At 42.3% G+C, this 23,661-nt stretch carries 18 protein-coding genes; 6 read left to right on the forward strand and 12 right to left on the reverse strand.

Annotation, left to right across the window (positions count from 1 at the left end):
• Positions 1-2: 2 nt before the first annotated feature.
• The 5 genes from GTK07_RS04375 to GTK07_RS04395 form a co-directional block, all read right to left on the reverse strand.
• Entirely contained in the window at positions 3-731 is a 729-nt protein-coding gene (locus GTK07_RS04375; protein WP_163633348.1) for a tetratricopeptide repeat protein, read from the reverse strand.
• Complete coding sequence (locus GTK07_RS04380; RefSeq protein WP_163633350.1) at positions 721-1,296, reverse strand: RNA polymerase sigma factor; 576 nt, start codon at positions 1,294-1,296, stop codon at positions 721-723. Before GTK07_RS04380 ends, GTK07_RS04375 begins: the two co-directional genes overlap by 11 nt.
• Before the next feature lie 89 nt (positions 1,297-1,385).
• A complete protein-coding gene (locus GTK07_RS04385) occupies positions 1,386-3,569 on the reverse strand; it encodes a hypothetical protein (protein WP_163633352.1) in 2,184 nt (727 codons plus the stop codon).
• Between the two features lie 37 nt (positions 3,570-3,606).
• On the reverse strand, positions 3,607-3,984 hold the full coding sequence (locus GTK07_RS04390; protein WP_163633354.1) for a lipocalin/fatty acid-binding family protein: 378 nt from the start codon (positions 3,982-3,984) through the stop codon (positions 3,607-3,609).
• A gap of 51 nt (positions 3,985-4,035) precedes the next feature.
• Positions 4,036-5,226, reverse strand: a complete 1,191-nt coding sequence (locus GTK07_RS04395) for a hypothetical protein (protein ID WP_163633356.1) — start codon at positions 5,224-5,226, stop codon at positions 4,036-4,038.
• Positions 5,227-5,649: 423 nt separating this feature from the next.
• On the opposite strand from GTK07_RS04395, the gene GTK07_RS04400 reads away from it, so the two are divergent.
• The 6 genes from GTK07_RS04400 to GTK07_RS04425 all read left to right on the forward strand — a co-directional run bounded on the left by GTK07_RS04400 (position 5,650) and on the right by GTK07_RS04425 (position 15,317).
• Positions 5,650-6,924 carry a ribonucleotide-diphosphate reductase subunit beta gene (locus tag GTK07_RS04400; RefSeq protein ID WP_163633358.1) on the forward strand — a complete coding sequence of 425 codons (1,275 nt, stop codon included), beginning with the start codon at positions 5,650-5,652 and terminating at the stop codon, positions 6,922-6,924.
• A gap of 3 nt (positions 6,925-6,927) precedes the next feature.
• The gene (locus GTK07_RS04405) at positions 6,928-8,718 is read left to right on the forward strand and encodes a ribonucleoside-diphosphate reductase subunit alpha (protein ID WP_163633360.1); all 1,791 of its coding nucleotides are present in this window, start codon (positions 6,928-6,930) and stop codon (positions 8,716-8,718) included.
• 253 nt (positions 8,719-8,971) lie between these two features.
• Positions 8,972-9,286 carry a hypothetical protein gene (locus tag GTK07_RS04410; protein ID WP_163633362.1) on the forward strand — a complete coding sequence of 105 codons (315 nt, stop codon included), beginning with the start codon at positions 8,972-8,974 and terminating at the stop codon, positions 9,284-9,286.
• A 326-nt stretch (positions 9,287-9,612) separates the two neighbouring features.
• Entirely contained in the window at positions 9,613-13,713 is a 4,101-nt protein-coding gene (locus GTK07_RS04415) for a T9SS type B sorting domain-containing protein (protein ID WP_163633364.1), read from the forward strand.
• Positions 13,714-13,715: 2 nt separating this feature from the next.
• Entirely contained in the window at positions 13,716-14,657 is a 942-nt protein-coding gene (locus GTK07_RS04420; RefSeq protein WP_235932428.1) for a PorP/SprF family type IX secretion system membrane protein, read from the forward strand.
• A 78-nt stretch (positions 14,658-14,735) separates the two neighbouring features.
• The gene (locus tag GTK07_RS04425) at positions 14,736-15,317 is read left to right on the forward strand and encodes a precorrin-2 dehydrogenase/sirohydrochlorin ferrochelatase family protein (protein ID WP_163633366.1); all 582 of its coding nucleotides are present in this window, start codon (positions 14,736-14,738) and stop codon (positions 15,315-15,317) included.
• On the opposite strand, the gene GTK07_RS04430 is transcribed toward GTK07_RS04425, so the two are convergent.
• The 7 genes from GTK07_RS04430 to GTK07_RS04460 all read right to left on the reverse strand — a co-directional run.
• Complete coding sequence (locus GTK07_RS04430; protein WP_163633368.1) at positions 15,314-16,066, reverse strand: LytR/AlgR family response regulator transcription factor; 753 nt, start codon at positions 16,064-16,066, stop codon at positions 15,314-15,316. The genes GTK07_RS04425 and GTK07_RS04430 overlap by 4 nt on opposite strands.
• A 10-nt stretch (positions 16,067-16,076) precedes the next feature.
• Positions 16,077-18,029, reverse strand: a complete 1,953-nt coding sequence (locus tag GTK07_RS19315; protein WP_262887561.1) for a sensor histidine kinase — start codon at positions 18,027-18,029, stop codon at positions 16,077-16,079.
• An 888-nt stretch (positions 18,030-18,917) separates the two neighbouring features.
• Positions 18,918-19,568, reverse strand: coding sequence for a hypothetical protein (locus GTK07_RS04440; protein ID WP_163633372.1), 651 nt, complete (start codon positions 19,566-19,568; stop codon positions 18,918-18,920).
• 180 nt (positions 19,569-19,748) lie between these two features.
• Positions 19,749-20,135 carry a hypothetical protein gene (locus tag GTK07_RS04445; protein WP_163633374.1) on the reverse strand — a complete coding sequence of 129 codons (387 nt, stop codon included), beginning with the start codon at positions 20,133-20,135 and terminating at the stop codon, positions 19,749-19,751.
• A gap of 213 nt (positions 20,136-20,348) precedes the next feature.
• A complete protein-coding gene (locus GTK07_RS04450; protein WP_163633376.1) occupies positions 20,349-21,359 on the reverse strand; it encodes a dienelactone hydrolase family protein in 1,011 nt (336 codons plus the stop codon).
• 21 nt (positions 21,360-21,380) lie between these two features.
• The gene (locus GTK07_RS04455) at positions 21,381-22,325 is read right to left on the reverse strand and encodes a PorP/SprF family type IX secretion system membrane protein (protein ID WP_163633378.1); all 945 of its coding nucleotides are present in this window, start codon (positions 22,323-22,325) and stop codon (positions 21,381-21,383) included.
• 17 nt (positions 22,326-22,342) lie between these two features.
• The coding region (locus tag GTK07_RS04460; RefSeq protein ID WP_163633380.1) for a T9SS type B sorting domain-containing protein at positions 22,343-23,661 on the reverse strand (1,319 nt) is incomplete at its 5' end.

A 23,661-nucleotide genomic window follows, 5' to 3' on the forward strand; every position in this document is an offset into this window, starting at 1 on the left:
GATCAGTCCTTAAGTTTTTTAACCAATTCCCGACTTTTTTCATCTTGTGCTTTTTCAAGACTTTTCAGGGCTGCTTGGGGGTCACCATTTTTTAAGTGGGCAAGTCCTTGATAGAAGGCAGCTTCGTTTTTAAATGAGGCGTTTTCGTCTTCTACCACCAAATCAAAAAAGGAAATAGCTTTGGTTGCCTCCCCATCTGCCAGATACGCGGAACCTAAAAAATAGTTGAGGGTATCGTTGTCCTTTTTTTCAGCCCATAGCTGTTCCCATTTGCTGATGGCGGTTTTGTAATGCCCCTGTTTATAATCCACCATGGCTTCATAAAAGTCATAATTGCTGCTGTTTCCCATAACGGTTGGAAGTCCGGGGTCTACGGTGAAATATTCTTGGTAGAGTTTTTCATTGGGGTCTTTCTGATAAAGGAGCCATAGACCCATGGCTGCCAAAACTGTGATGACTACGGCAATTTTATAAATGGGGAAGGTGCGGCCTTTTGTTATTTTTTTGGATGGCGATTTCAATTCGGTATGAAAAGATTCCATCTGTTCCCGAAGTGCAGCTTCCTCAACGTTATGGAACAAGGCCTTGAATTCATTGAATTGCTGTATCAATTGGGCGTCTTGCTCCAAATTTTCCAAAAATTGGGAACGTTCCCGATTGTCCATTTGGTCCATAAGATACCTTTCAAAGGTTTCTTGGCGTTCTTGTGATATGTAGGAGCTATCGTTCATTGTTCTTGATTTGAAGGCAAAGGTTTCTCAGTTTTTCCATGCACCGGTATTTTTGGTTGCGCGCCGAATTGGGAGCCATTCCCATCTCTTTTGAAATCTCTTCCATAGACCTCCTTTCAAAGTAGAACATCTTGAGGAGGTTCCTGCAATTTTCCCCCAATTGGGCCAATGCGGCCTTCATGGCGTTTCTGTTCTGTTCTTCCTCAAGGATGTCTTCCTTGGGCATGGGGTCATCCTGTACCACCTTTAAAAAGGATTGTGAATCCGTGTTGATGGTTTTTTTATAATCCGATGAACGTAAAAAATCCGTCCATTTGTTCTTGGCTATGGTAAAGAGATACCCAGAAACATTTCCTTCCACAAACCTATCCTCCTTGATGTTTCTCCAACAGGCCACGAATGCCTCTTGGAAAATATCCTTGGCCTGGTCTTCATTGCCATTGTTCTTTAAGATATGGGCGCGCACTTTTGGATACACTTCTTGGTAGGTTTCCCGCATGGTTTCCGAATCATTTTTTCTGAAACCATTGACTATTTTATCTACCTGTTGGTGTGTATTCCCCATACTTTGTTGGAAAGCATGGGGAATTTAATATTCTCTTCTTCAAATTAAAAGCGGCATCGATAAAAATTACCGTAAATCCGTTTTAATTGTTAAAATATGGGCGTTATCTCAATTCCTTGATGTCCAATGTTATCCATGTAGTCCAATTTTCTCTGTTGCTCCTGCTCGGCTTCGGCTTGATCGCAAGTTTGTAAAACGTTTATTGGGCCTACCCCCAAATGGTATTCCAACATATCATCCCCAATATCTTCCAGATCCGAAAGGACAAATTCATCGCCATATGTCCCATCTTTTTTCAGGATTTTGCCCATGTAGGAAGTGGCTCCTTCCACAGCCTTGAATCTGGCTATATAACCTGGTACGCCTACAGTATAAACAAGTCCTCCGCCGCAAAGCAATTGCGAGCTGAACGTGGTGATCAATACCTCTTTCTCAAATGGGGCGAAGAAAGAGATACAGGTTTTCTTGTTGTTTACGACCATGGATGTACGGCCCACTTCCGTAAGTTGCCCTGATTGCAGGTTTTTGGTATAGACCACAACTTCCACGGTTTCAAAATTGTCACCATCGGTGAGATCGGACTCGGTTGCCACACTGATATAGGATACAATATTACTTGTGGTCACGATGGAAACCCCATAGTTACTTGGATCACCTTCAATGTCCTGTATCCTTCCTCCGAATTTGTTCGAGGTGCTCCAGTGGTATTCAAAATCTTCCACTTCAGGTTCGTAGAAGGTGTAATATCCTGACCGGATTTCCAAGGGGTCGCCTAAACATACGTCGGCTTCTGTGGGAAAAATGGTGACCTCGGCATTAATGGAATCCATAATCCAACTCTCCACTGCATTAGCTTCCGTATTGAGCATTTTTACATTGGTTTTTTGCCCCAAGTTCATGTTCTTGTAAAGGGCATCCATGACCATTTCCATACGTTGTATGCCGGTTTCCACCAATTCATGGCTTTGCACAAAGGTGTTGGGCATGGATCCTCCATTGGAAATGATGTTGTACACATCTGTCAATATGTTCCTCAAGTCATCGGACAGGCGAATATTCCCATAAAGTTCCGGCAAAAAGACTTCGGACGCTTCCTTGAACTTGTTCTGTTTTACCGCATCCAAAACAGTGCTGTTGGCCTGTAATGCTGGGAGTACCGCATCATAGAGGGCATCTTCCTTGGCGTCTCCGAAAGCAGGTAGTAAGTCCTTGTTGCCGCCAATATCCAAAAGGGTTGGAAGAAAATAATCCAAAATATAAGTCTTGACATTCAATGTTTCATAAGCCTCTTTTTCAACGGAGGATAGGTCCCTTGAAATGGTCTTTTCTGCCCCGGAGCCCACTACTACCAATTCATATTCCGCAACAAATTCGGTATTTCCGCTAAAGGGCAATGCAATGGGGTCACTGACGGAGGCATTCTCTATGATAGAGGCTTGAGTGCCAACCTGACTCAACTGGTTGCCTACCTGAAAGGCGTCTATCTGTTGTTTTTTTCCTGGCTTAAGATTAAAATGCACCATGGGGTTTTCGGAATAATCGGGTATTTCGGTCAGGTTGCCATCACGATCATATACCAATTTTTTATACACAAAGGCATGTGTTCTCCTTGGAAAGAAATTTTGCAATTGCACGTGTACGGAATCCGGGTTTTGGATTACGATCCCACTTTTATTCAAGACGTCGTTGATGAAGATCCTGTTTTCCGAAGAGTTTCCATTTTTGCTGGATATTTGTTCGATTTTATCATTCAAAAGTTCAAGATAGGCCCCTTTGGAATACATGAGCGGGTCGTTGGCGAAAAGTGTTCCTAGGTTGTTCACCCATCCATCAAAATCCGTAATCTGGCCCACGCCGTTCAAAAAGGCTTTCTTGGCCGAAGGAGGCAATAAGTAATAGTCCAACCCATAATATAGGATGACTTCTGCGGTGGTTTCCAAGGAGATTTCTTTTCTACCATCACTTAAGAATCCGGCTAATAATACATTGTTGTCCTGGTCTAAAAGATAGGCCAATTCCACGCTTCCCGGATTGAAGGGAATTTTTCCTTTAGCGGAGCCATCCACCTCGCTAGTGGAGCCTAAGCTTACCAATGTAGTCTTGGATAGATCAATGGTTGGGTTTTGGGGAAGAATCACCTGAACATCCACCATTTCATATTCACTGGTAGGATTGCCATTATTGTCGTCCCCTGGTTGTGGGGAATCATCGGAACTGCAGCCCAATATAATAGCAAAAACAACCGATACAATTATTTTTGTAAGGTTTTTCATTTGGTTTAACTTTTAAGTTAAGATCTATTTTGTGAGGTTATTTTTTTGTGGCGGTCCAGGTTCCTTCGGTTTGATTGGAGGTGATGGTCCAAGTTCCGTTTCCGGATGTTTCTGTCAATTTCCCGGAGAGACTTCCTTTTATTTCATTAGTGCTGAAGGTAATGGACAATGACCCCGTAGTATTTACGTTTCCACTTGTGGAAATAGGGGTCTGTGTGCCGTTGGTGAAGAAGTCACCAGTGACCGAGCCATTTTCGTAGATGAAAAAGCTGAGCGTGCCACCGTCATCTCCAGTTACATTTCCCATCCATTGGCCGGTGTACAGATCAATATCATCCGTGTTGTCATCACCTTTGGAACAGGATAGGGCAACCAAGGCCAGTAAGAACATTGCGCATTTTACAAATTGTTTCATGTTGTTTGATTTTTAAGGTTTTAAGGATATCGTAATTCAGTTAAAATGTCATCAATAGGCATTGCCCACCTTTGCCCATTCCCTGTTGTTGAGGTTGATGTCGCCATTGGGCGTGTAAAAGAGATCGTTGTTTTGAATGTAGTTGCCATCACTGTCCATCCAATATTCCGTGGAACCGGCATTTACTTGATAATTATTCCCGGTGAGGGGATTGTAAACGGTCTCCTGCTCGTTGATCATGTTTAGGAACTGGCGTTGGCCCGTATCACTCCCGGCGCCAAAATTGCGGTTCATGAAGGCGGCATGGTTGGCATCCTGGGCCGCTGAAATGGCCCTCATGTTTTCTTGGTGTGCGTTAAAGGCCGCCCATCGGGCATTCATGCGTTGTTGGTGCTGTTGTGCGGCAATGCGCATTTTTTGCTCATTCTCTATGGCCCGTTGTTGGTTCAATTGGGTTATATATTGTTTCCATTGGGGATTTTCCTTGGTGTTCACGGTCGATTTATGGAGTTGGTCAAGGGTTGCTTCAAACTGCCCTTCATCCACAAAAGCATAGTCGGTGGTGTATAGCCACATGGTCATTATCTCGTTGTTCAAGAGTGGTTGTTGGATGGCTATTTTTACGATGCGGGCCAAGGCCTTCTGGCCATTTTGGTTCTTCCATTCCGTAGCGGTGTACTCCAAATAGCCTTGTCCGAACCCGTTCTCCTGCATTTTTTGCTGCACATAGGCTTCGTCTTCCGGCATGGAGCGTTGACGTACAAAGGAGTAGCCGCTATTCTGCATTCGGGGCTCCACTTCTTCCTTAAAAAGCTGTTGGTTACCTACCATGGGGCGTATCATGGATGCCATGCCATTTTGCGACATCATCTGGGTCAATTGTTGGCTTTGGTAGTATACATGGAACTTGGTGGGCGTATTAAAGGTTTTTAGGTGATTTGGTCCTTCAATCTGAACAAGAAAGTCGGGGATTTTCTGATCGATGGTATAAATAGGTTTGGAAATCACTTTCCAGTTAGAAGGGTATTCTGTGCTCTGCACCACCATTCCGGTACGGGCATCGCGTAATTGATGCGTTTTTTTACGGTTGGTTTGAAAAAAGGGCTCCTTTTGATCTTCGGCGCTGTTGTTCCATGCACTTTCCCCATCCGGGTGGTCGTCATAGGTAGAACCATAAGGACCTTGGGGACGCTCCTTGCAGGCCAATGCAATGCAAATGAAAATAAAAAATGGTGTTCTCATAATGGACTTTTGATACGGTTTATATATCCATATCGAAATCATTATGGAATGTCATCACATTAGTGCTAATTTTTTTAAGGCATCATTTTTTATTTAATGTTGATTCCAAAAGGAAATGGGAATCGACCTAAAGTGAACTGTTTTTGATGTATTTCGATGCTTTGGTTGTAAACCCTTTCGGAAGCAATGATCTTGTTGATGAAATCTTGTTGATAACCTTGTGGAAAAATGGTTGAGCCGCATAACACCGATCATATTTTTTACAGAGCCTTGATTTTAGGTTTGTTCCCATGATTTTTTGGACCAAAAACAGATACTGTTGATAAAAGTGTTGAGAACCTAATCGGCCAACGTAAAATCAAAGTAAAGAAAATATGAATTTTACAATCGAGCTTTATAACACAACTCCAAACAATTTTCCGCATGCAAATTTCTCATATCACTAAAAGAGATTTTAGTACCCAAACTTTTGATTTACACAAGATTACAAATGCGATCCTAAAGGCCATGACGGCTGTTGACCATGGCCAGATCAACGATGCACAAACCATTGCTGGCAACGTGGAGCAGGCTTTGTTGGATAGAATGAAATTGAACGAGCACTATGTACCTACCGTAGAAGAAGTGCAGGACGTAGTGGAGAACGAACTCATGAACAGCGAGTTCCATGATGTAGCCAAAGCGTACATCATTTATAGGAACAAAAGGGCCCAAATGCGCCAGACGGATATCTTTGAAAAGCGCATCAATCTAAAGCCCTATGAGTACCCTCAATTGTATGAATACGTGCCCGCCATTCGTCACTCCTATTGGATTCATACCGAATTCAATTTCACCAGCGATATCCAGGACTTTAAATCAGGGTTGACCGAAGTGGAACGTAGTGCGATCAAGAACACCATGTTGGCCATTTCTCAGATCGAGGTGGCTGTGAAATCGTTTTGGGGAGATATTTACCATCGTTTGCCCAAGCCGGAAATTGGTTCCGTTGGGGCCACTTTTGCAGAAAGTGAGGTAAGGCACCACGATGCCTATTCCCATCTTTTGGAAATCTTGGGATTGAACCAGGAGTTCGAAAATTTGAAGAAAAAGCCGGTAATCATGAAAAGGGTGCAATATTTGGAGACGGCCCTTAAAAATGCCAAAAGCGAGAACAACCAGGAATATGCGGAATCCATTTTGCTCTTTTCATTGTTTATAGAGCACGTTTCCCTGTTCTCCCAGTTTCTGATCATCATGGCCTTCAATAAACACAAAAATGTGTTGAAGGGAATCTCCAATGTGGTGGAGGCCACTTCCAAGGAAGAACAGATCCACGGTGATTTTGGTATCGATGTCATCAATATCATAAAAAAGGAACGTCCGGAGTGGTTTGATGCGGAATATAACAGCATGATCCAAGAAATCTGTGAAAACGCTTTTGAGGCCGAGAGCAAGATCGTGGACTGGATCTTTGAGGAAGGCGAACTGGATTTCCTACCTAAAGCTGTTGTAAACGAATTCATCAAGAACCGATTCAACAATTCATTGGAAAGTATCGGAATCCCAAAAATATTCAAGATCGATCAAAAATTGTTGGCTCAGACAGAATGGTTTGACGACGAGATCATTGGAACCAAACACGGGGACTTTTTCGTAAAAAGATCCATCAACTATAGCAAGAGAACACAAAGTATAACCAGCGACGACCTTTTTTAAATTATGGAGAACAACACCAACACCCCCAGCATTACCGAACAAAAAATAGACAAAGCCCAAAATCTTGTCAACGCCAGAAAGGATGCTTTGGCCAAAATCAAGACCAAGGAAGACCAAGGAGGTTTTGCATGGTTGAACGAGTATAGTCGCCAGTTTTTGGCATCGGGCTATCTGACCGAAGGGGTCACGCCAGAACAACGGATTCGCGAAATTGCAGATCGTGCCGAACAGATCTTGCAAATTCCAGGGTACGCCGATAAGTTTTACCATTATATGTCAGAAGGGTATTTTTCCTTGGCATCTCCAGTATGGTCCAACTTTGGAAAAAGACGTGGTTTGCCCATCAGCTGTTTTGGTTCGCACATTGATGATGACATGGGGAACATCCTGTACACTCAGTCAGAAGTGGGCATGATGTCCAAATTGGGTGGTGGAACCTCAGGGTATTTCGGAAAGATCCGGCACCGAGGGGCACCGGTAAAAAATAATGGACAGGCTTCGGGAGCAGTACACATTATGCAATTGTTCGAATCTATGGTGGATGTGGTTAGTCAAGGCTCCGTTCGTCGTGGCCGCTTTTCTCCATACCTTCCCATTGATCACAATGATATCATGGAGTTTTTGGAAATCGGTACCGAAGGTAACCCTATCCAACAATTGACGCATGGCGTAACCGTAACCAACCAGTGGATGGAGGAAATGATTGCCGGTGATGTGGACAAAAGGACCATTTGGGCCAAAGTATTGCAACGCAGAGGGGAGATGGGGTATCCATACATTTTCTTCTCTGACAATGCCAACAATGGTGCCGTGGATGTATACAAGGACAAGGACCATAGGATTCATGCCAGTAACCTTTGTACGGAAATCATGTTGCCTTCCAATGATAATTGGTCGTTCGTTTGTGTGTTGTCCAGTATCAACGTTTTACATTTTGACAAATGGAAAAACACCGATGCGGTGGAGACCATGGTCTATTTCCTGGATGCCGTGATTACGGAGTTTGTGGAAAAACTGGAAGCGTATCGGGATTCTTCTGATCGTGATGATAGACAAACCTTCCTTTTTATGGAAAGGGCCTATAATTTTGCCAAAGAAAACCGTGCTTTAGGATTGGGTGTATTGGGCTGGCACTCCTTGTTGCAGTCCAAAAGATTGGCTTTTGATAGTCAAGATGCCTATAACCTGAACAGTGAGATTTTTAGAACTATTAAAGAGCGTTCTTACAAAGCATCGAGCGAGTTGGCCGAGCGTTTTGGCGAACCTGAAGTGTTGAAAGGGTACGGTAGAAGAAATGCCACTTTGAACGCTATTGCGCCAACCACTTCCTCCGCATTTATTTTAGGGCAGGTATCCCAAGGTATAGAGCCGATTTGGTCCAACTGCTATGTAAAGGATATCGCCAAGATCAAGGTGACCATCAAAAACCCGTACTTGATGGACCTTTTGGAGGAAAAAGGACAGAACACCACTGAAGTATGGAAGAGCATCCGTGATATGGACGGTTCTGTACAGCACCTCGATTTTTTAACGGAGGAAGAAAAAGCCGTTTTCAAGACCTATTCTGAGTTGGATCAACTGGATATTATTTACCAAGCGGCAAACAGGCAGAACCATATTGACCAAGGGCAATCGGTGAACATCATCGTACACCCAGAAATGCCGACCAAGGAGATCAATAAGATTCACGTAACGGCCTGGAAACTTGGATTGAAATCGCTCTACTACCAGCATAGCATGAACGCTGCCCAAAAATTCAAACAAAAGAAAGAATGTGCCAGTTGCGAAGCATAATGCTAACTACAACCTAAGCCAAAAAGAGGCCCGATACTTTCGAGGCCTCTTTTTTTACAAATGAAGGGTCAAAAAACAGATTTCTTCGGTGGGACTTTACTCTTCGAATAGTGTTTGGATTTCATTAGGAAACCTCTTTTGACGTTAACTAATATTTGACATGGAAATCGGTCATTTTAACAAATCATTATCTATTTTCAGAATATAAAAATATCTATTTTAGGAGCTTTAAATTGATAATATCGTAAAATATATGGCCTATAATTTTTATATTACGTTTTTGATGATGATTTTGGGAGCATTCTTTGCATATGGTCAGGAAGATGTTTTAACAGGGCCAAAGGCCAAAAACCGAAAACCATGGAAGAACCCTAAACCACAATCCATGTTGGTGATCAAAGATCATGACCATGAACCGTTAATGGGTCCGTTGGCAAAAAACCGAAGACCTTTTGAGGATGTATGTGAGACCATGCCCATTGTCTTTAGGGAAAGAAGAAAACTTACAGGTAGTTTGGCAAAAAACGCACGTCCGGAAAGAGGAAATTACTGGGAATCAGAAAAGTAGTCTTCACAAAAGGATATCCAATCTTTTCAAAGATGTAAAGCTCGTCTTATTGGCGGGCTTTTTTAAGGTAATCTCTTTGAAATCAATGGAATCGAGGGTTGTCACCTTTGATTTATCCAACATAGCTCCCCGAGAGGACAGAAATTAAAAGGCCGACTTTCATCGTTAATCCGACGTTTCACAACATTTGATTGCTGTAATACAACATAACTTCCCTTTTTACGGGCGTTCTTGATATGTTTGGGTGGGTCTTACCGGGTAAGATCGACCTCATCCGCTAAACTATGAACATACCCCAACCTCGGAAAAAACCTAACCATTTCTTAGTGGCCCTGCTTTTTCTGCTTGCAATTATGCAAACAGGGTATGCGCAACTGTGCTCTGTGGATGCTGGTCCAGATCAAACCTTGACCCAGATTTCACCAGTGTTTTTGAATGCAGCTTCCCCCATAGCGGGCACAGGTACATGGACCCAACTTTCCGGTCCCTCCATAGTAAGCTTTGTGGATCCCAGCGACCCAAGTACAGAAGTTACAAATACGGCACCAGGCACTTATATTTTCGAATGGACCGTTTCAGATGCCACCTGTGATACCAATTCTAATACCGTTGGTGTTTCTATTGTTGGAGTGGATTTACAACTAGAGGCTTCGGCAAGTAACACCTCTCCGGATATTGGTGATGTGGTATCATTTACCATCAATTTGAGCAATCTTGGTGATGTGGATGCCACTGGGGTTTCGGTAAGAAACTTGGTTCCGGTAGGATTTGGAAGTGTTACGGCCATCAATAATGGTGGAACTTTCAGTTTTGTAAGTCGAAACATTTCTTGGACCGGACTTACCGTTCCATTAGGCACCAATACCGTTTCACTAACTTTCAATGCTACCGCATTGACACCTACTGGAACATCTGGCGAGTATACCCATATAGCCCAAGTGACCGCTGCTGATCAATTTGATCTGGACAGTACTCCAAATAATGACGATGGCGATCAAAGCGAAGATGATGAAGCGTCAGTAACGGCCGCTCCCATACAAGCTGATTTGTCCTTGACTAAATCTGTAGTAGGTAATAACCTAAATCCGTATGTGGGTAGCCAAATAAGCTTTGAAATTTCTGTGACCAATTCCGGTCCCGATGATGCCACCAATGTGGTTGTGGTGGACCAACTATTGTCAGGTTTCAGTTTTGTTTCCTATACTGCTACCTCCGGAACTTATAGTTCTGCCAATGGATTTTGGCAAGTGGGGACACTGGCCACCGGCACTACGGAAACATTGTTAATTAATGTTACTGTGAATCCTACCGGGAATTATACGAATACCTCCCAAGTGATAGCTTCCGATGCCTATGACCCAGATTCCACTCCTGCAAATGGTGTTTCTTCCGAAGATGATCAAGGGGATATTTCAGTGGTGCCCGAAGAGGTCATCGACCTATCCCTTACCAAGACAATTGACAAATCTCCACCTTTGGTGAGTGATAATGTACGGTTTACGATAACCGTTGCCAACGATGGACCAAGTGATGCCACCTCAGTTGAGGTAACCGATCTATTGCCTTCTGGCTACACCTATGTTTCCGATAATAGTGGGGGAAGTTATGATGAATTAACGGGAATTTGGGCAGTTGGTACCATTGTGAATGGAGCATCTCAAAGTTTAAGCATTTTGGCCAATGTAAACGCAAGTGGGAACTATGTGAATGTTGCCGAAATTACGGGTCATGACCAAACTGATGTGGATTCCACCCCAAATAATAACGTTCTAGGGGAAGATGATCAAGATGAGGTGATTGTGAACCCTGATCCCATTGTAGATATTTCCGTGACGAAAACCGTGGATGAATTTATTCCTGAAGTGGGTTCGGAAATCGTGTTTATCGTAACGGTGAACAATGCCGGACCAAGTGATGCCACCAATGTTGTAATAACCGATGTGTTGGCTTCCGGATATCAATTTGTAAGCGCCAACCCTTCCGTCGGCACCTATAACGCAACCAATGGTTCTTGGACCGTTGGCGGTTTGGCCAATGGCGTTTCGGAAACCTTGGATATTACAGTAGAAGTTTTGCCAGCTGGGGTTTATTCCAATACTGCTGAACTGACCAGTGTCACCGAGGATGATGTAGATTCCACCCCAGGAAACAACAGCGAAGCAGAAGATGACCAACAGACCATAACGCCAGTTGTGGTGCCTGTTTCAGATCTTTTATTGCGCAAATCGGTGAATGTGTTGAGTCCCTATGTGGGGCAAGATGTGATTTTTACTATCAGCATAACCAATTATGGACCAAGTGATGCTACCGGTGTAGAAATCATGGACCAACTCCCAACAGGATATTCCTATGTCTCTCACAGTTCTACTGCAGGGATCTATAATGCTTCAACAGGAATTTGGGCCTTGAATGGAACCATGGCGGATGGAAATACCGAAACCTTGAATATTGTGGCAACCGTAAATCCGGATGGAGACTATTTCAACGTAACGGAAGTTTTTGCTTCGGATAATTTGGATCCCAATTCTATCCCGAACAACAACAATTTCTTCGAGAACGATCAAGATAATGCAGGAACCACACCCATTCCTTCAGCAGATTTGAATTTGGATGTTTCCGTGGACAATACCACTCCTGATGTGGGAACCAATGTGACCTTTACCTTGACTTTATTGAACGAAGGACCCAGTGATGCCATTGGGGTAATGGTCCAAAATAGATTGCCTTCAGGATACACCTTTGTATCCGATGATTCCGCTGGATCCTTTGACCCAAACAATGGCCGTTGGAATATTGGAAATATTGCCGCTGGTGCCCAATTGCAGTTGAACTTGGTGGTTCAGGTAAATCCTTCTGGGGATTATAACAACATTGCCGAAGTAATTGCTGCCATTTTATTCGATTTGGATTCTACTCCAAATAACAATATGATTTCAGAGGATGATCAGGATGAACAGACGACCAACCCAAGGCATGTAACCGATATTTCCGTGACCAAAACGGCGGATAATATGAGTCCGGATGCCGGTTCAGAAATCGTGTTTACCATTGTGGCAGCCAATGATGGGCCAAACGATGCCACCGGGTTGATCATAGAAGATCAATTGCCCAGTGGGTACAATTTTGTATCGGCAACCACAACCTCAGGGACGTATGATGAAATTGCTGGGTCATGGGATTTGCCCAATTTGGCCAATGGAGCATCCGCAACCTTGGAGATTAGGGCCATGGTTCTTTCTTCAGGTTCCTATGTGAATACGGCGGAGTTGATCGCTTTGGACACGTATGATCCAGATTCTACCCCGAACAACAATTTAGGTTCCGAAGATGATCAATCAACGGTAATACCCGTTCCACAAGGATTGTCAGACTTGTCTCTTTCCAAAACGGTGGACAATGCTTCTCCCAACGTGGGCGATGTGGTCAGGTTTGTCATCAGTGTGACCAACTACGGGCCCACCAATGCTTCTGGAGTGATGGTAACCGATTTATTGCCTGAAGGCTTTAGTTATCAATCCCATTTTTCAACTGCCGGGGTTTACAATCCAAATTCTGGAGTTTGGAACATTAACAGAACAATTCTGAACCAGGATACGGAAAGTTTGGAGGTTTTGGCAGTTGTGAACGCTCCAACCGGTACTGAAGGTGAATATGTGAACCAAGCCTATATTACGGCTAGCAACTTTATGGATCCGGATAGTGATCCCTCCGTTGGTCCGGATGAAGATGATTTTCTGGACGGAATAGTCGATGATGACGAGGCCAGTGTTTCTGTAATTCCTCAAACTACGGATATATCCATCACCAAAACGGTGAACAATATGTCTCCGAGTATGGGCAATGAAGTGGTATTTACCATCACGGCAACCAATCAAGGAAATTTACCGGCAACTATCATCGGTATTGAAGATCAATTGCCTTCGGGATACGAATTTGTCAGTTCAGTGGCCTCTTTGGGAACCTTTGACAATTCTGGTATTTGGGAAATCACAATCTTACAACCAGATGAAATAGCAACTCTGGATATCACGGTCAAAGTCTTGGATATAGAAGATTATGTAAACCGAGCCAGTTTGGCCTATGTGGATCAGTGGGACACCGACGAATCCAACAATATGGCCGAAGCTTATGTGGTGCCCACTTGTTTGGTGGTCTACAACGAGTTTTCACCCAATGGCGATGGGGTAAACGACTATTTCAAAATTGATTGTATTGCCCAATACCCGAACAATTCGTTGCAGGTGTACAACAGGTGGGGAAATATTGTATTTGAGACCCGTTCTTACAAAAATGACTGGGATGGCACACCCAATGGCCGGGCCATTGTCCAAAAAGAGGACCAATTACCAGTTGGTACCTATTACTATGTTTTGGATCTGGGTGACGGATCGGAACCGCGAACGGATTGGTTGTATATAAACAGATAAGGATGGCAATTTTTACCATGAAACAAACAGTGAAAATAGTAAGACAGCTTTGTTTGCCCATCCTTATGGTAGGGATGTGTTCGGTTTCGGCCCAGCAAGATCCCCAATTTACGCAATACATGTACAATACCATGAGTGTGAACCCTGCCTTTGCAGGTTCCAATGGTCACCTAACGGCCTTGCTGATGCATCGCTCGCAATGGGTCGGAATAAATGGTGCGCCCAATACCCAAGTACTTTCGGTAGACGCTCCATTGGAGAACAAAATTGGCGTCGGTGGCATTTTGGCCCATGATGCCCTTGGACCTTCGTCAGAGACTTTTTTGGATGGGAATGTATCGTATACCATTCAACTGGACAGCACCAATAGACAGCTTTCCTTTGGATTGAAAGTGGGAGGGCGCATCTTTGATGTGGATTTCTCCAAAGGATTGACGGAGGATTCCGATGTGGCTTTTCAGGACAATATCAAGAGCAAATTTTTCCCGACCATTGGTGCTGGGATCTATTATAATTCGGGCAAAGGCTACCTAGGTTTTGCCGTGCCCAATTTCTTTTCCCAAAAGCACTATGATGGACAAGAGCAGGAAATTGCCGCGGAGCGGTTGCATTATTATGTGATAGGAGGGAAGGTCATGGACCTAACTCCAGAAGTAAAATTGAAACCTGCTTTCTTTGTGAAATGGGTACCCGGTGCCCCGATCATTGCGGATATTTCCATAAATGCCTTGCTCAAAGAAACTTTCACTTTTGGACTGGCCTACCGTTGGGATGATTCTTTCGCTACCTTGTTGGGAATGCAGATCAACCCAAACCTGAGCGCCGGATATGCGTATGATCTTACCTCGTCCAACTTGGCAAGCTATACTGGTGGTTCCCATGAACTGTTCCTGCGGTATGAATTTAAAACCCCCAAAAAACAATTGGAAGAACCCACTTTCTAGGTGTCATCTTCTTTGCTTCAAATAAGGCTGTGTAAATTGTCTGTATCTTTAGCATGAAAACTCCAAAACAATTGTTTTATGGAAAGGAATGAACTCTATCCCATCTTCTTAAAAGTATCCCAGCTCAATGTATTGATTGTGGGTGGAGGCAATGTTGGCCTGGAAAAACTGTCCTTTTTGCTAAAGTCCAGTCCCAATGCCCAAGTGCGGATGGTGGCCAAGGAGTTTTTGAAGGAAACGGTAGAACTGGCCCAAAAGCATTCCGTTGAATTGGTACAAGCGGCCTATCATAAGGAATTTTTGGAAGGGAAACACTTGGTGATTGCCTGTACCGATAATCCCAAAGTAAACGAAGAAGTGTATCACGATTGCCGGGAACGAAGCATTTTGGTAAACGTGGCGGATAATCCTCCTTTTTGCGATTTTTATATGGGCGGCATTGTGACGAAGGGCAATGTGAAGGTGGCCATTTCAACCAATGGAAAATCCCCGACCACGGCTAAAAGATTACGTCAATTTTTTGAAGATGTGCTTCCAGATAACATAGATGACTTGGTACAAAACCTAAATGAATACCGTAAGACGCTCAAGGGCAATTTTGAGGAAAAGGTGGAAACCCTGAACGAGTTTACCAAGGGGCTCATCAACAAAAAGGACTAAAGGCGTTTCATGGCATCGATCAGGTCGTCTTTTTTCTTGGGGGAGATGTTCACCTGCATATCGTTGCTCATGATCAAATATCCCCCATCGGATTTAATATATTTTTTCACCTCTTTCAAGTTGATCAGGTAACTGTTGTGCACCCTCATGAATTGGTGGTCACCCAAAAGGTTCTCATATTCCTTCAAGTGTTTGCTTACCAAAAGCGTGTTGTTGTCCTTGAGCACAAAGCTAGTGTACGATCCATCCGCTTTGCAGGCAATGATATCTTCCAAAGCGATGAACTCAATCCCTGCGGTGGTGGCCAAACAAATTTTTTCCGGGCGCACGCTTCCTTTGGAAATGCTCTGCATTAATGTGTCCAGTTGTTCGCGATACACGTTGGTGTCCATTCGGTTACGGGCCTTTTCAACAGCTTGTTGCAGTTCATCGAGGTCAATGGGTTTCAATAGATAATCCAACGAACTGAACTTGATGGCTTTAATGGCATATTTTTCAAAAGCGGTGGTAAAAATAACCTCAAAATTGGGATTTTTGATCTGGTTGAGCACATCAAAACCGACACCTGATTGCAGCTCGATATCCAGGAACACCACATCGGGACTATAAACCGATAGTACTTTTACGCCTTCTTCTACAGAAGCCGCCATGGCAATGACCTTTACATCCTTACAGAACTCTTCGAGCATCGATTTTAAGGTTTCCCTGCTGTGTTTCTCATCTTCGATGATGACTACTTTTAAAATCATGGGTTTGTTTTTATGGGTTAAATATTTGTATGATGACCTTGGTGCCTGTGGCATTTCCGTAGGCATCGTATTTGTCCACAATCTCCACCTTGTTCTGGTTGACTTTGTTCTGGTTGAACATTTTCAATCTTTTTTCGGTGATTTCCATGCCCCTTGATTTCCGTTGCTTTTTGGAGGCCTCGGCATGGATCCTCGAAACAACACGACCAACGCCATTGTCCTCTATTTCAATGATGGTAAATGGCCCTTCCTTTTTAAAACGGAACATCAATTTTTTAAGACCTTCCTTTTTACCCACCAGACCGTGGATGATTGCGTTTTCAGCAAAAGGTTGAATGAGCATGAGCGGAATTTCCAAACTACCGGCATCCAGATTTTCGTCCAGTTCAATGGTGTATTCAAAAGCGTTGTCAAATCGTAAGGATTCCAGTTCCAGGTATGATTTTAGCAAGGCAATTTCTTCCGAAAGGGTTACAACGGCCTCGTTGGAACTCTCCAATACGTTGCGTGCCAGTTTGCCAAACTGTGTTAAGTATTTCAAAGCGGCTGGGCGATCGTTTTTCAGTATCAGGTTTTGAATGGAGCTCAAAGAGTTGAAAATGAAATGTGGATTCATTTGGGCGCGTAACGCACTGATTTCCTTTAAGGAAACTTCTTCTTGAAGCGTTAGTTTGGCTTCGTATTGAAGTTTAATTTTGTAGGCTAGACCCAAAGAGAAAATGATAAATTCAATTAAGGAACCTGTCATCATATAATGTCTGTCATTTGTGAACAGAAATCCCAAAGCTCCAGCCAAAAAAATAAAGGATCCTAGCACAATAAATATTACAAGCCTATCTTTTGTCTTAAAGATTAAATAAATCATTGAAGATAGACCGAAAACTGTCATTAGAATCCTTTGAAAGTTTTGTAAGGTATCATGCATTTGGTACATTCCATTAAAATAAACCCAAGTGTCCAGAAAAATTAAAGCAACCAGTATGATTATTGTCAATTGAATGAACTTATGAAGTTTAGGATACTGAAGTTTTGTGTTTAAATAGTTAATGGCAAAGTTTAAGTACATTAGATTAATTAATATTTGCGAAATAGCTAAAAACCAGAGTCCAATCAGGGATTCACGAAGCGTCATATAAAACTCAAGATTTAACCTTCGTGTTAAATAAATCATAGAAAAAAAAACAAATAAGGAGTAGTAGAGGAATTCTAACCTTTTGGCATTGAGGAAAATTAACATGAAGGTTGAAATAATAATCAAGCAAGCCCCAAAATAAACATGGTCTGGAAGGAATTTTTTAATATCGGAGTTAGTATAATAATCTGTGTAAAATCGATTGGAATAGTTAGAAAGGTATCTAAACCTGACTCTTTTAGGGATTGACACAAAACGTACTCCCTTGATATATAAATATCTCCCATTAATCAGTTGATCTTTTTTGAAAGGTATTCCTTGTGCATATAATAAGGAGTTATTAGGTTTTGGTTTATTATATGTCCCAATTGGCTTTTGTTCTATTGAATCCAAGTTTTGGAAGTACAATGTTGCCAAACTGAATGTAGTTGGTCTTAAGCACCATTCTTTTTGGGTTTCCAAAGTGTCAAGTTCATTGATGAAATCAATTCTAATCCAATATGTGGCATATATATCATCAATTCTCCAATCATCATTAGTTTTAAAAATATAGTGTCCCTTTATTATATTTTCAAAATCAATTTCTGGATCTTCAGAAATATAGTAGGAATACGGCAATTCCTTAGTCTGTCTATCAAGCGTATCAATTTGTGCAAATAGTTGGAATGAAGTATTTGATAGTAGGAAAAGGATAAGAATCAATAGTTTCTTTCTAATCAATTCAAGGATGAAATTGTCTTTTTGTCGTTTGAACCTCTCTAAAACAATTTGGATTATTGATTTACTATTGAATTGCAAGGTTTGATGATCGTTTTTTGATGGGGTAAACATGGGAGGGTTGCTTTGGTTCTGGCTCAAAAATTTTAAAAGAAATTACTTATATTTATTGTACGAATAATATTATTTTTTATCTTTGTTAAAACTATTCTTTGAAAAAGAATAGTCTAGATGTCTTTAATATGAAGCGATTACTCTTTTCATGTCTTGACATTGCTTAATTTAGGCATATTTTTTCCATTCGATGAAAAATAAAACCTGTAATTAAGATAATCTGAATACCCAATAATCTGCAAATCAAATCCCTACAAAACCCCTTGAAAGATTTTGTTTTCGTATTGACCAAACAAGGTTATATCACCGGTGCTTTGCGCCTATGATGTTCATCTTGCTATTACTTGGTTATCGTAGTAATTAGGATACAACGATAAATTTCGTTTCCTTAAAGATTTGGGAGGGGGAAAGGGTTAATTAATGCTTTGGTATCGTACAAGATTAAAAGGTCTTTTTCTGTTCTCTTTGGGATACTCACCACTTTCGTTCCTTATTGTTACTGGTGCGCAGCATAACCCCATACTTGCTTTCAGCTTTTGAAGGAATTACTGGTGGTGAGTTTGTCAATATTTAGAATCAGTGCCGATCATATAATCTGTAGGGCTGTACGATCTTCATCGCCAGAACAGAAGATAAGGAGCTAAGCTTCCTTTTAGTACAGCCCAATATCTTGTATAATTGTTCATTAGTTTAATTTGTTTGAATAAATCTAAAGCGGATATATAAATACTCGGAGTTGGATTTGATGGAGCCTCGTTTTGAATTCATGAATGGGCCTTATCGATTAATGACTAGATTATAATTGGAGTTGAAAAAGGCCTAAAAGTAAAATGGGACCCTATAGGAGCCCCACTTCAACAAATAAAAATGAACACTAAAGATTTTCGTTTACCCGACGGAGCATAACTCCTGATCATGTCTCAGTAATGTTGGCAGTTTGGTGTTTTGCTTGACTGGCCTTCTTGTTTTAAAATGCCCCTTAAAATCAATTGTCGCTATGTTACTGACATATCCCAGCAAATCCTCATAATCATGTACATCAACCCCAGCTTTGGCAAGTCGTTTCTGTAAAGGAGATTTTTCAGGTTTGGCTCCCCAATCCCCATAAATCCTATTGTCCTTGGATTTGATGATCAAAATCTTCAACTTGCTCAAATGCCAAGCTGGAACGTAGAAATTGGATACACCGTCTTGTAGGGATTTAAAGGTAACGTACACCTTTCCCACGTTTTTATGGACATGGGCCATGTAACCCATTGCGGTATTGCTCAAGGGTAGTTTAAGGCATGCATTTTCTGACTCCAGATAAAAAAGAACGGGATTGTTGAAAACAATGTCCTCTGTCAGTTGTGGCACGTCAATGGAGAAAGACCACCCAGGCAGTTGATCCCGGATATCAAAGGAAATCAGTTCAACAGTGTTTGAACTCGTCTGCCCTAAATGCTCATTTGGCGCTGTTGATTTATTAAAAAGATACAAAGGGTACCCAATGATGATTGCAGCGCAGATGAGGGTCCAAATGATAGTGAAAAGAAGCATAGGTAACTGAATTTGGATTAGAACTTGGGAACTTTGTGCACACCGAAATAACAAATAAAATGGGAGGATATAAGGGGACAATATACCAATGTACCTTCCCAATTGACGAGTTAAAAACACGCGATAAAGTGTTGGTTTTCATAGATGAAATACATGTGTTTTAATTCGTATTCAACCATTTTAAGATTTTGCCTCCTTTTTCTCTTCCATGTTTTCAAATTGGCCCACAACCCCCATCACATCGTAATTGGCGATTTTTCGGGTACTGTAGTTCCGTTTAATATGATTGATGTAGGTATGGATCTCTAAAGTGTAGTAGTTCTCCAGTTCAAAGACGGGGTCTTTTTCAATTTCTGGGTTCTCATCTGCCTTGAGTCTGCCATATGATCGGGCATGATAAACAATTTTGTAACTGTTGTTCCCAGAATCCATCCATTCAATGGTAACTTCAATAAAGTCATCCATACGTTCCCTTAATCTGTAGGTTGCCTGTCTGGGAATGTTGCCAAATTCATATTCTGATTTGACCAAGTCCAAAATCCATTTTTCAAGAAAATTATCTCTCATTTCAAGTTGTTTTAGGTGTTCTGATCGTACTTTGTGGTACTTTTTACTTTTCTGAGGATGATGGTATGGTTCTCCCTAATAAGTAGACTTTTTTGTATGGTTCCAAAAGGTCTGTCTTTATGGTTCAAGGGAGTATTTATGGGAGGTTTTTGGCAATAGCTGAGATAGATGAAAATCGGTATTGCCTGTTGGATATGCTCTTGATATTTTATGTTAAAGGTTAATATGCAATAAATCTCTATACCAGTCTATGGCTTTTGACCTGGCCTCAAAACTTTGAGGGAGATGGTCAAAATCAAATCCATGACCCACACCCGAATAAAGGTTCAATTCCACAGGATCCCCTTTCTCTTTAAGCACTTTGTACATGCATAATGTACCTTCGGTCAAGTAGCCGTCTTCAGGAATTTGATAAAGCATTGGGGCATACGTTCGGTAAATATTGCCTTCCAAGGCATTGGTGCCACAAACATTGACCCCCCAATAGTTGTATCCGCCGGACCCTCCGTAATAAAATACTCCACCCGCGAAACCGTCATTAGGTTTTGGATCAGGGGGTAAAATACCTGATGATACATCATATTTTTTTCCATCAAATGTTTGGCTCCATTTCCAATCCTTTGGCGTGGTTTGGGTATTATAAAGAGTAGCGGCAACGGCGCTCGCACCGTCAGAAAAACCTAATAGAGCAATATCCTTAGGCCGAATTACTGTCTTTCCATCGGCAAATCGTAATCTTTTCAATAGGGCAAGGGCTGCATTGGCATCCTTTGGACGAATAAACTGGGAGCTGATCTTAAAATTATCTGGGGCGGTGGCCCACTTTCCGGTTCGGGTGGTTACCCCTCTTCCTGAATAACTGTCCACGTAGGCACCAACAATACAATTCTCGTCAAATAATGCCCGCCATTCATTGTTTTGGCCTGACATTGTCTTGGTATTGGTATCATGGTTGCTCCACATGCCATCCGAACCATGAAGTACTACAATTGCAGGTAAACTGGCACCAGCACACTTCCTAGGTATGGATAGATAAATAGGAATTTTGTACGAGTCCACCGTGGCATACACAATGGTATCTGTGGTTTTAGATCCAATTAAAATCTCTTTTTCATCATCCAAAGAGCCCCCATCATCATCTTTGCTACATGATACATGGATGAAACATAAGAAGGTGAATAAAAGTAGGTTAAGGATTTTGTGTTTGTTTGGGAGTATATTCATAAAATTTAAATTAAATTATCTTCAATAAGTACAGGTACAATTTGATATACCTTGGAAAAGGTCGATTCCAACGGTCACCACATGGGTACCTTGCGAGTATCCCAATAATTCGTTCATGATGACTTGGTAACTATAGCCAAAGTAAAAGTCACCCTTTTTCAACCCCAGAATGGGGGCCACGTAAAGGGGTTTTCCCAACTGATCGTTCAAAATTCGATAGGTAAACCCAACATAGTAGTAATCCAAAAAGTCATACCATTTGAATTTGGTGTTTAGGTCGGTAACGGAACGCCCGTCACTTTCGAAGTACTGAAAGAAAATGGAAGGTTCCAGTTCAAAATCGGCCCTTCTGCTTTTTCGGAAGGTATATCCGGAGTAGAGGTAATAATTCCTCAAGGTGTTTGGCTCAAATAGGGAATTGAATTTTTTATAATCCTTGTTAAGGATATTCGAAGCATTCAGACTCAGATAAAAACCGCCCCTTCTATAAAGGGTTCCAAGATCAAAATTGGGATTGCTTGAAGACCGGTCATCCACAATACCAAGGTCATCGTTATCTTCAAAGTTCTCAATGTCAATCCTAAATTGGTTCAGATTAAATGACAATGCAAAGGAAAAATAGTTGTTTTCGTACTTGTTGAGAGTCAAATGATGGGCAAAGGAAACCTTACCACCGCGTTGTTTGGTCTCACCATTGGAATCGTTGTAGAGTACCATACCAATTCCAGAGCGGTTTCCCAGTCTAACGTCCGCGGACAAGGATTGGGTATCAGGTGCGTCCCGGATACCCACCCATTGTGTCAACCCGTTCATTCTTACCTTCACATAATTCCCTATACCGGCATATGTGGGGGACATTAAAAACGGATTGTCCGATAGGTATTGTGATAATTGGGGGATGGTCAATTCCTGCCCGCTCATCAAACCCCCATTTATAAAAATCAAAAAAACTAAAATTCTCCTCATTGTTTGTCATTCAAATTTTATCGGTACAATGTAAAATGTCCGACATATTCCCGTCCAGAACCATCATTAAGCAGCACAGTATACCAGTAGTCCCCAGAGGGTAATGGTTTAGATTCATAGTGGCCGTCCCATCCTTTGTCCAAAGCACCCATAATTTTGATTTTTCTGCCATATCGGTCAAAAATGAAAGTCTGGATATTAGGGAATAGCTCCATATTTCTGGGTTTCCAAAAATCATTTTGCCCATCATTGTTCGGAGTGAAGAAGTTCGGGATCGAGAGGTCGGTTAAGATCAAAGTGATGCTTTCCTCGGATTCACAACCCCTACTATCTACAATCCTAACGATGAAAGTTCCACTACGATCAATGGTATAGGTGTTGGATGAAGTGCCCTCATTTCCATCAAAATAGTACGTGTATGGGGCAATTCCTCCTGTTGCATTGGCAGTGATTTCATTGATATTGAAGCTTGACAGGGCTAGGGCCAAGGGTTCTATGGTTTCAACTGTGAACGGAATTTCTATCATGCATCCGTTGTTATGTAGGATGGATAAGCTATGCTCACCAGGAGTGATATTCCCAAACTCTGGACTCATAATAAAATCATTGGGGTTTGTGGAATCCAGGGCATATAAAATGTCATTACTAATGGATGGATCATCAAGCGTTACCTCAATATTGCTCAATGGTGAGTTGGCATCACATAGGTAAATAGGATATATTGATGCCCCAAGGTTTGGCCCACCGGTTTGAATTTCAAAATTGGTATCCGTCTGGCAGCCTCCATTATCAATAACTGTCATTCCATAGTTTCCTGGAGATAGGTTTTCTATAACAAAAGTGTTGTTATTGAAAACCATGGGTACCATGGAATTGAGTTGGACGGTTATAGGTAGTATGGCACTGCTGGCATTCACGGTTACGGAACCATCCATACTTTCCCAACAACTTTCATTTTGAATTACTGTTGATACTTCAAAGTTGTTGATCGTCACGGTGAATGAGTTCTGCGCGTCGGGGCATGATCCCGTACCGGGGCTGAAGACGTACAGTGTGGTGGTGTTGTTGACCGGGTCGCCCGCGAACAGGGCGTTGCCCCCGCCGTTGGGCGCGTCGAAATAGTTGCCGTTGGCCAGTGCGGGCAGGATGTAGGAGTCACAGCTCTCGACATCGGCCGGTGCGTCGGCCAGTGGGGTGTTGTTGATCGTCACGGTGAATGAGTTCTGCGCGTCGGGGCATGATCCCGTACCGGGGCTGAAGACGTACAGTGTGGTGGTGTTGTTGACCGGGTCGCCCGCGAACAGGGCGTTGCCCCCGCCGTTGGGCGCGTCGAAAT

The sequence above is a fragment of the Flagellimonas sediminis genome (genome assembly GCF_010500845.1).
Classification (GTDB): Bacteria; Bacteroidota; Bacteroidia; order Flavobacteriales; family Flavobacteriaceae; genus Flagellimonas; species Flagellimonas sediminis.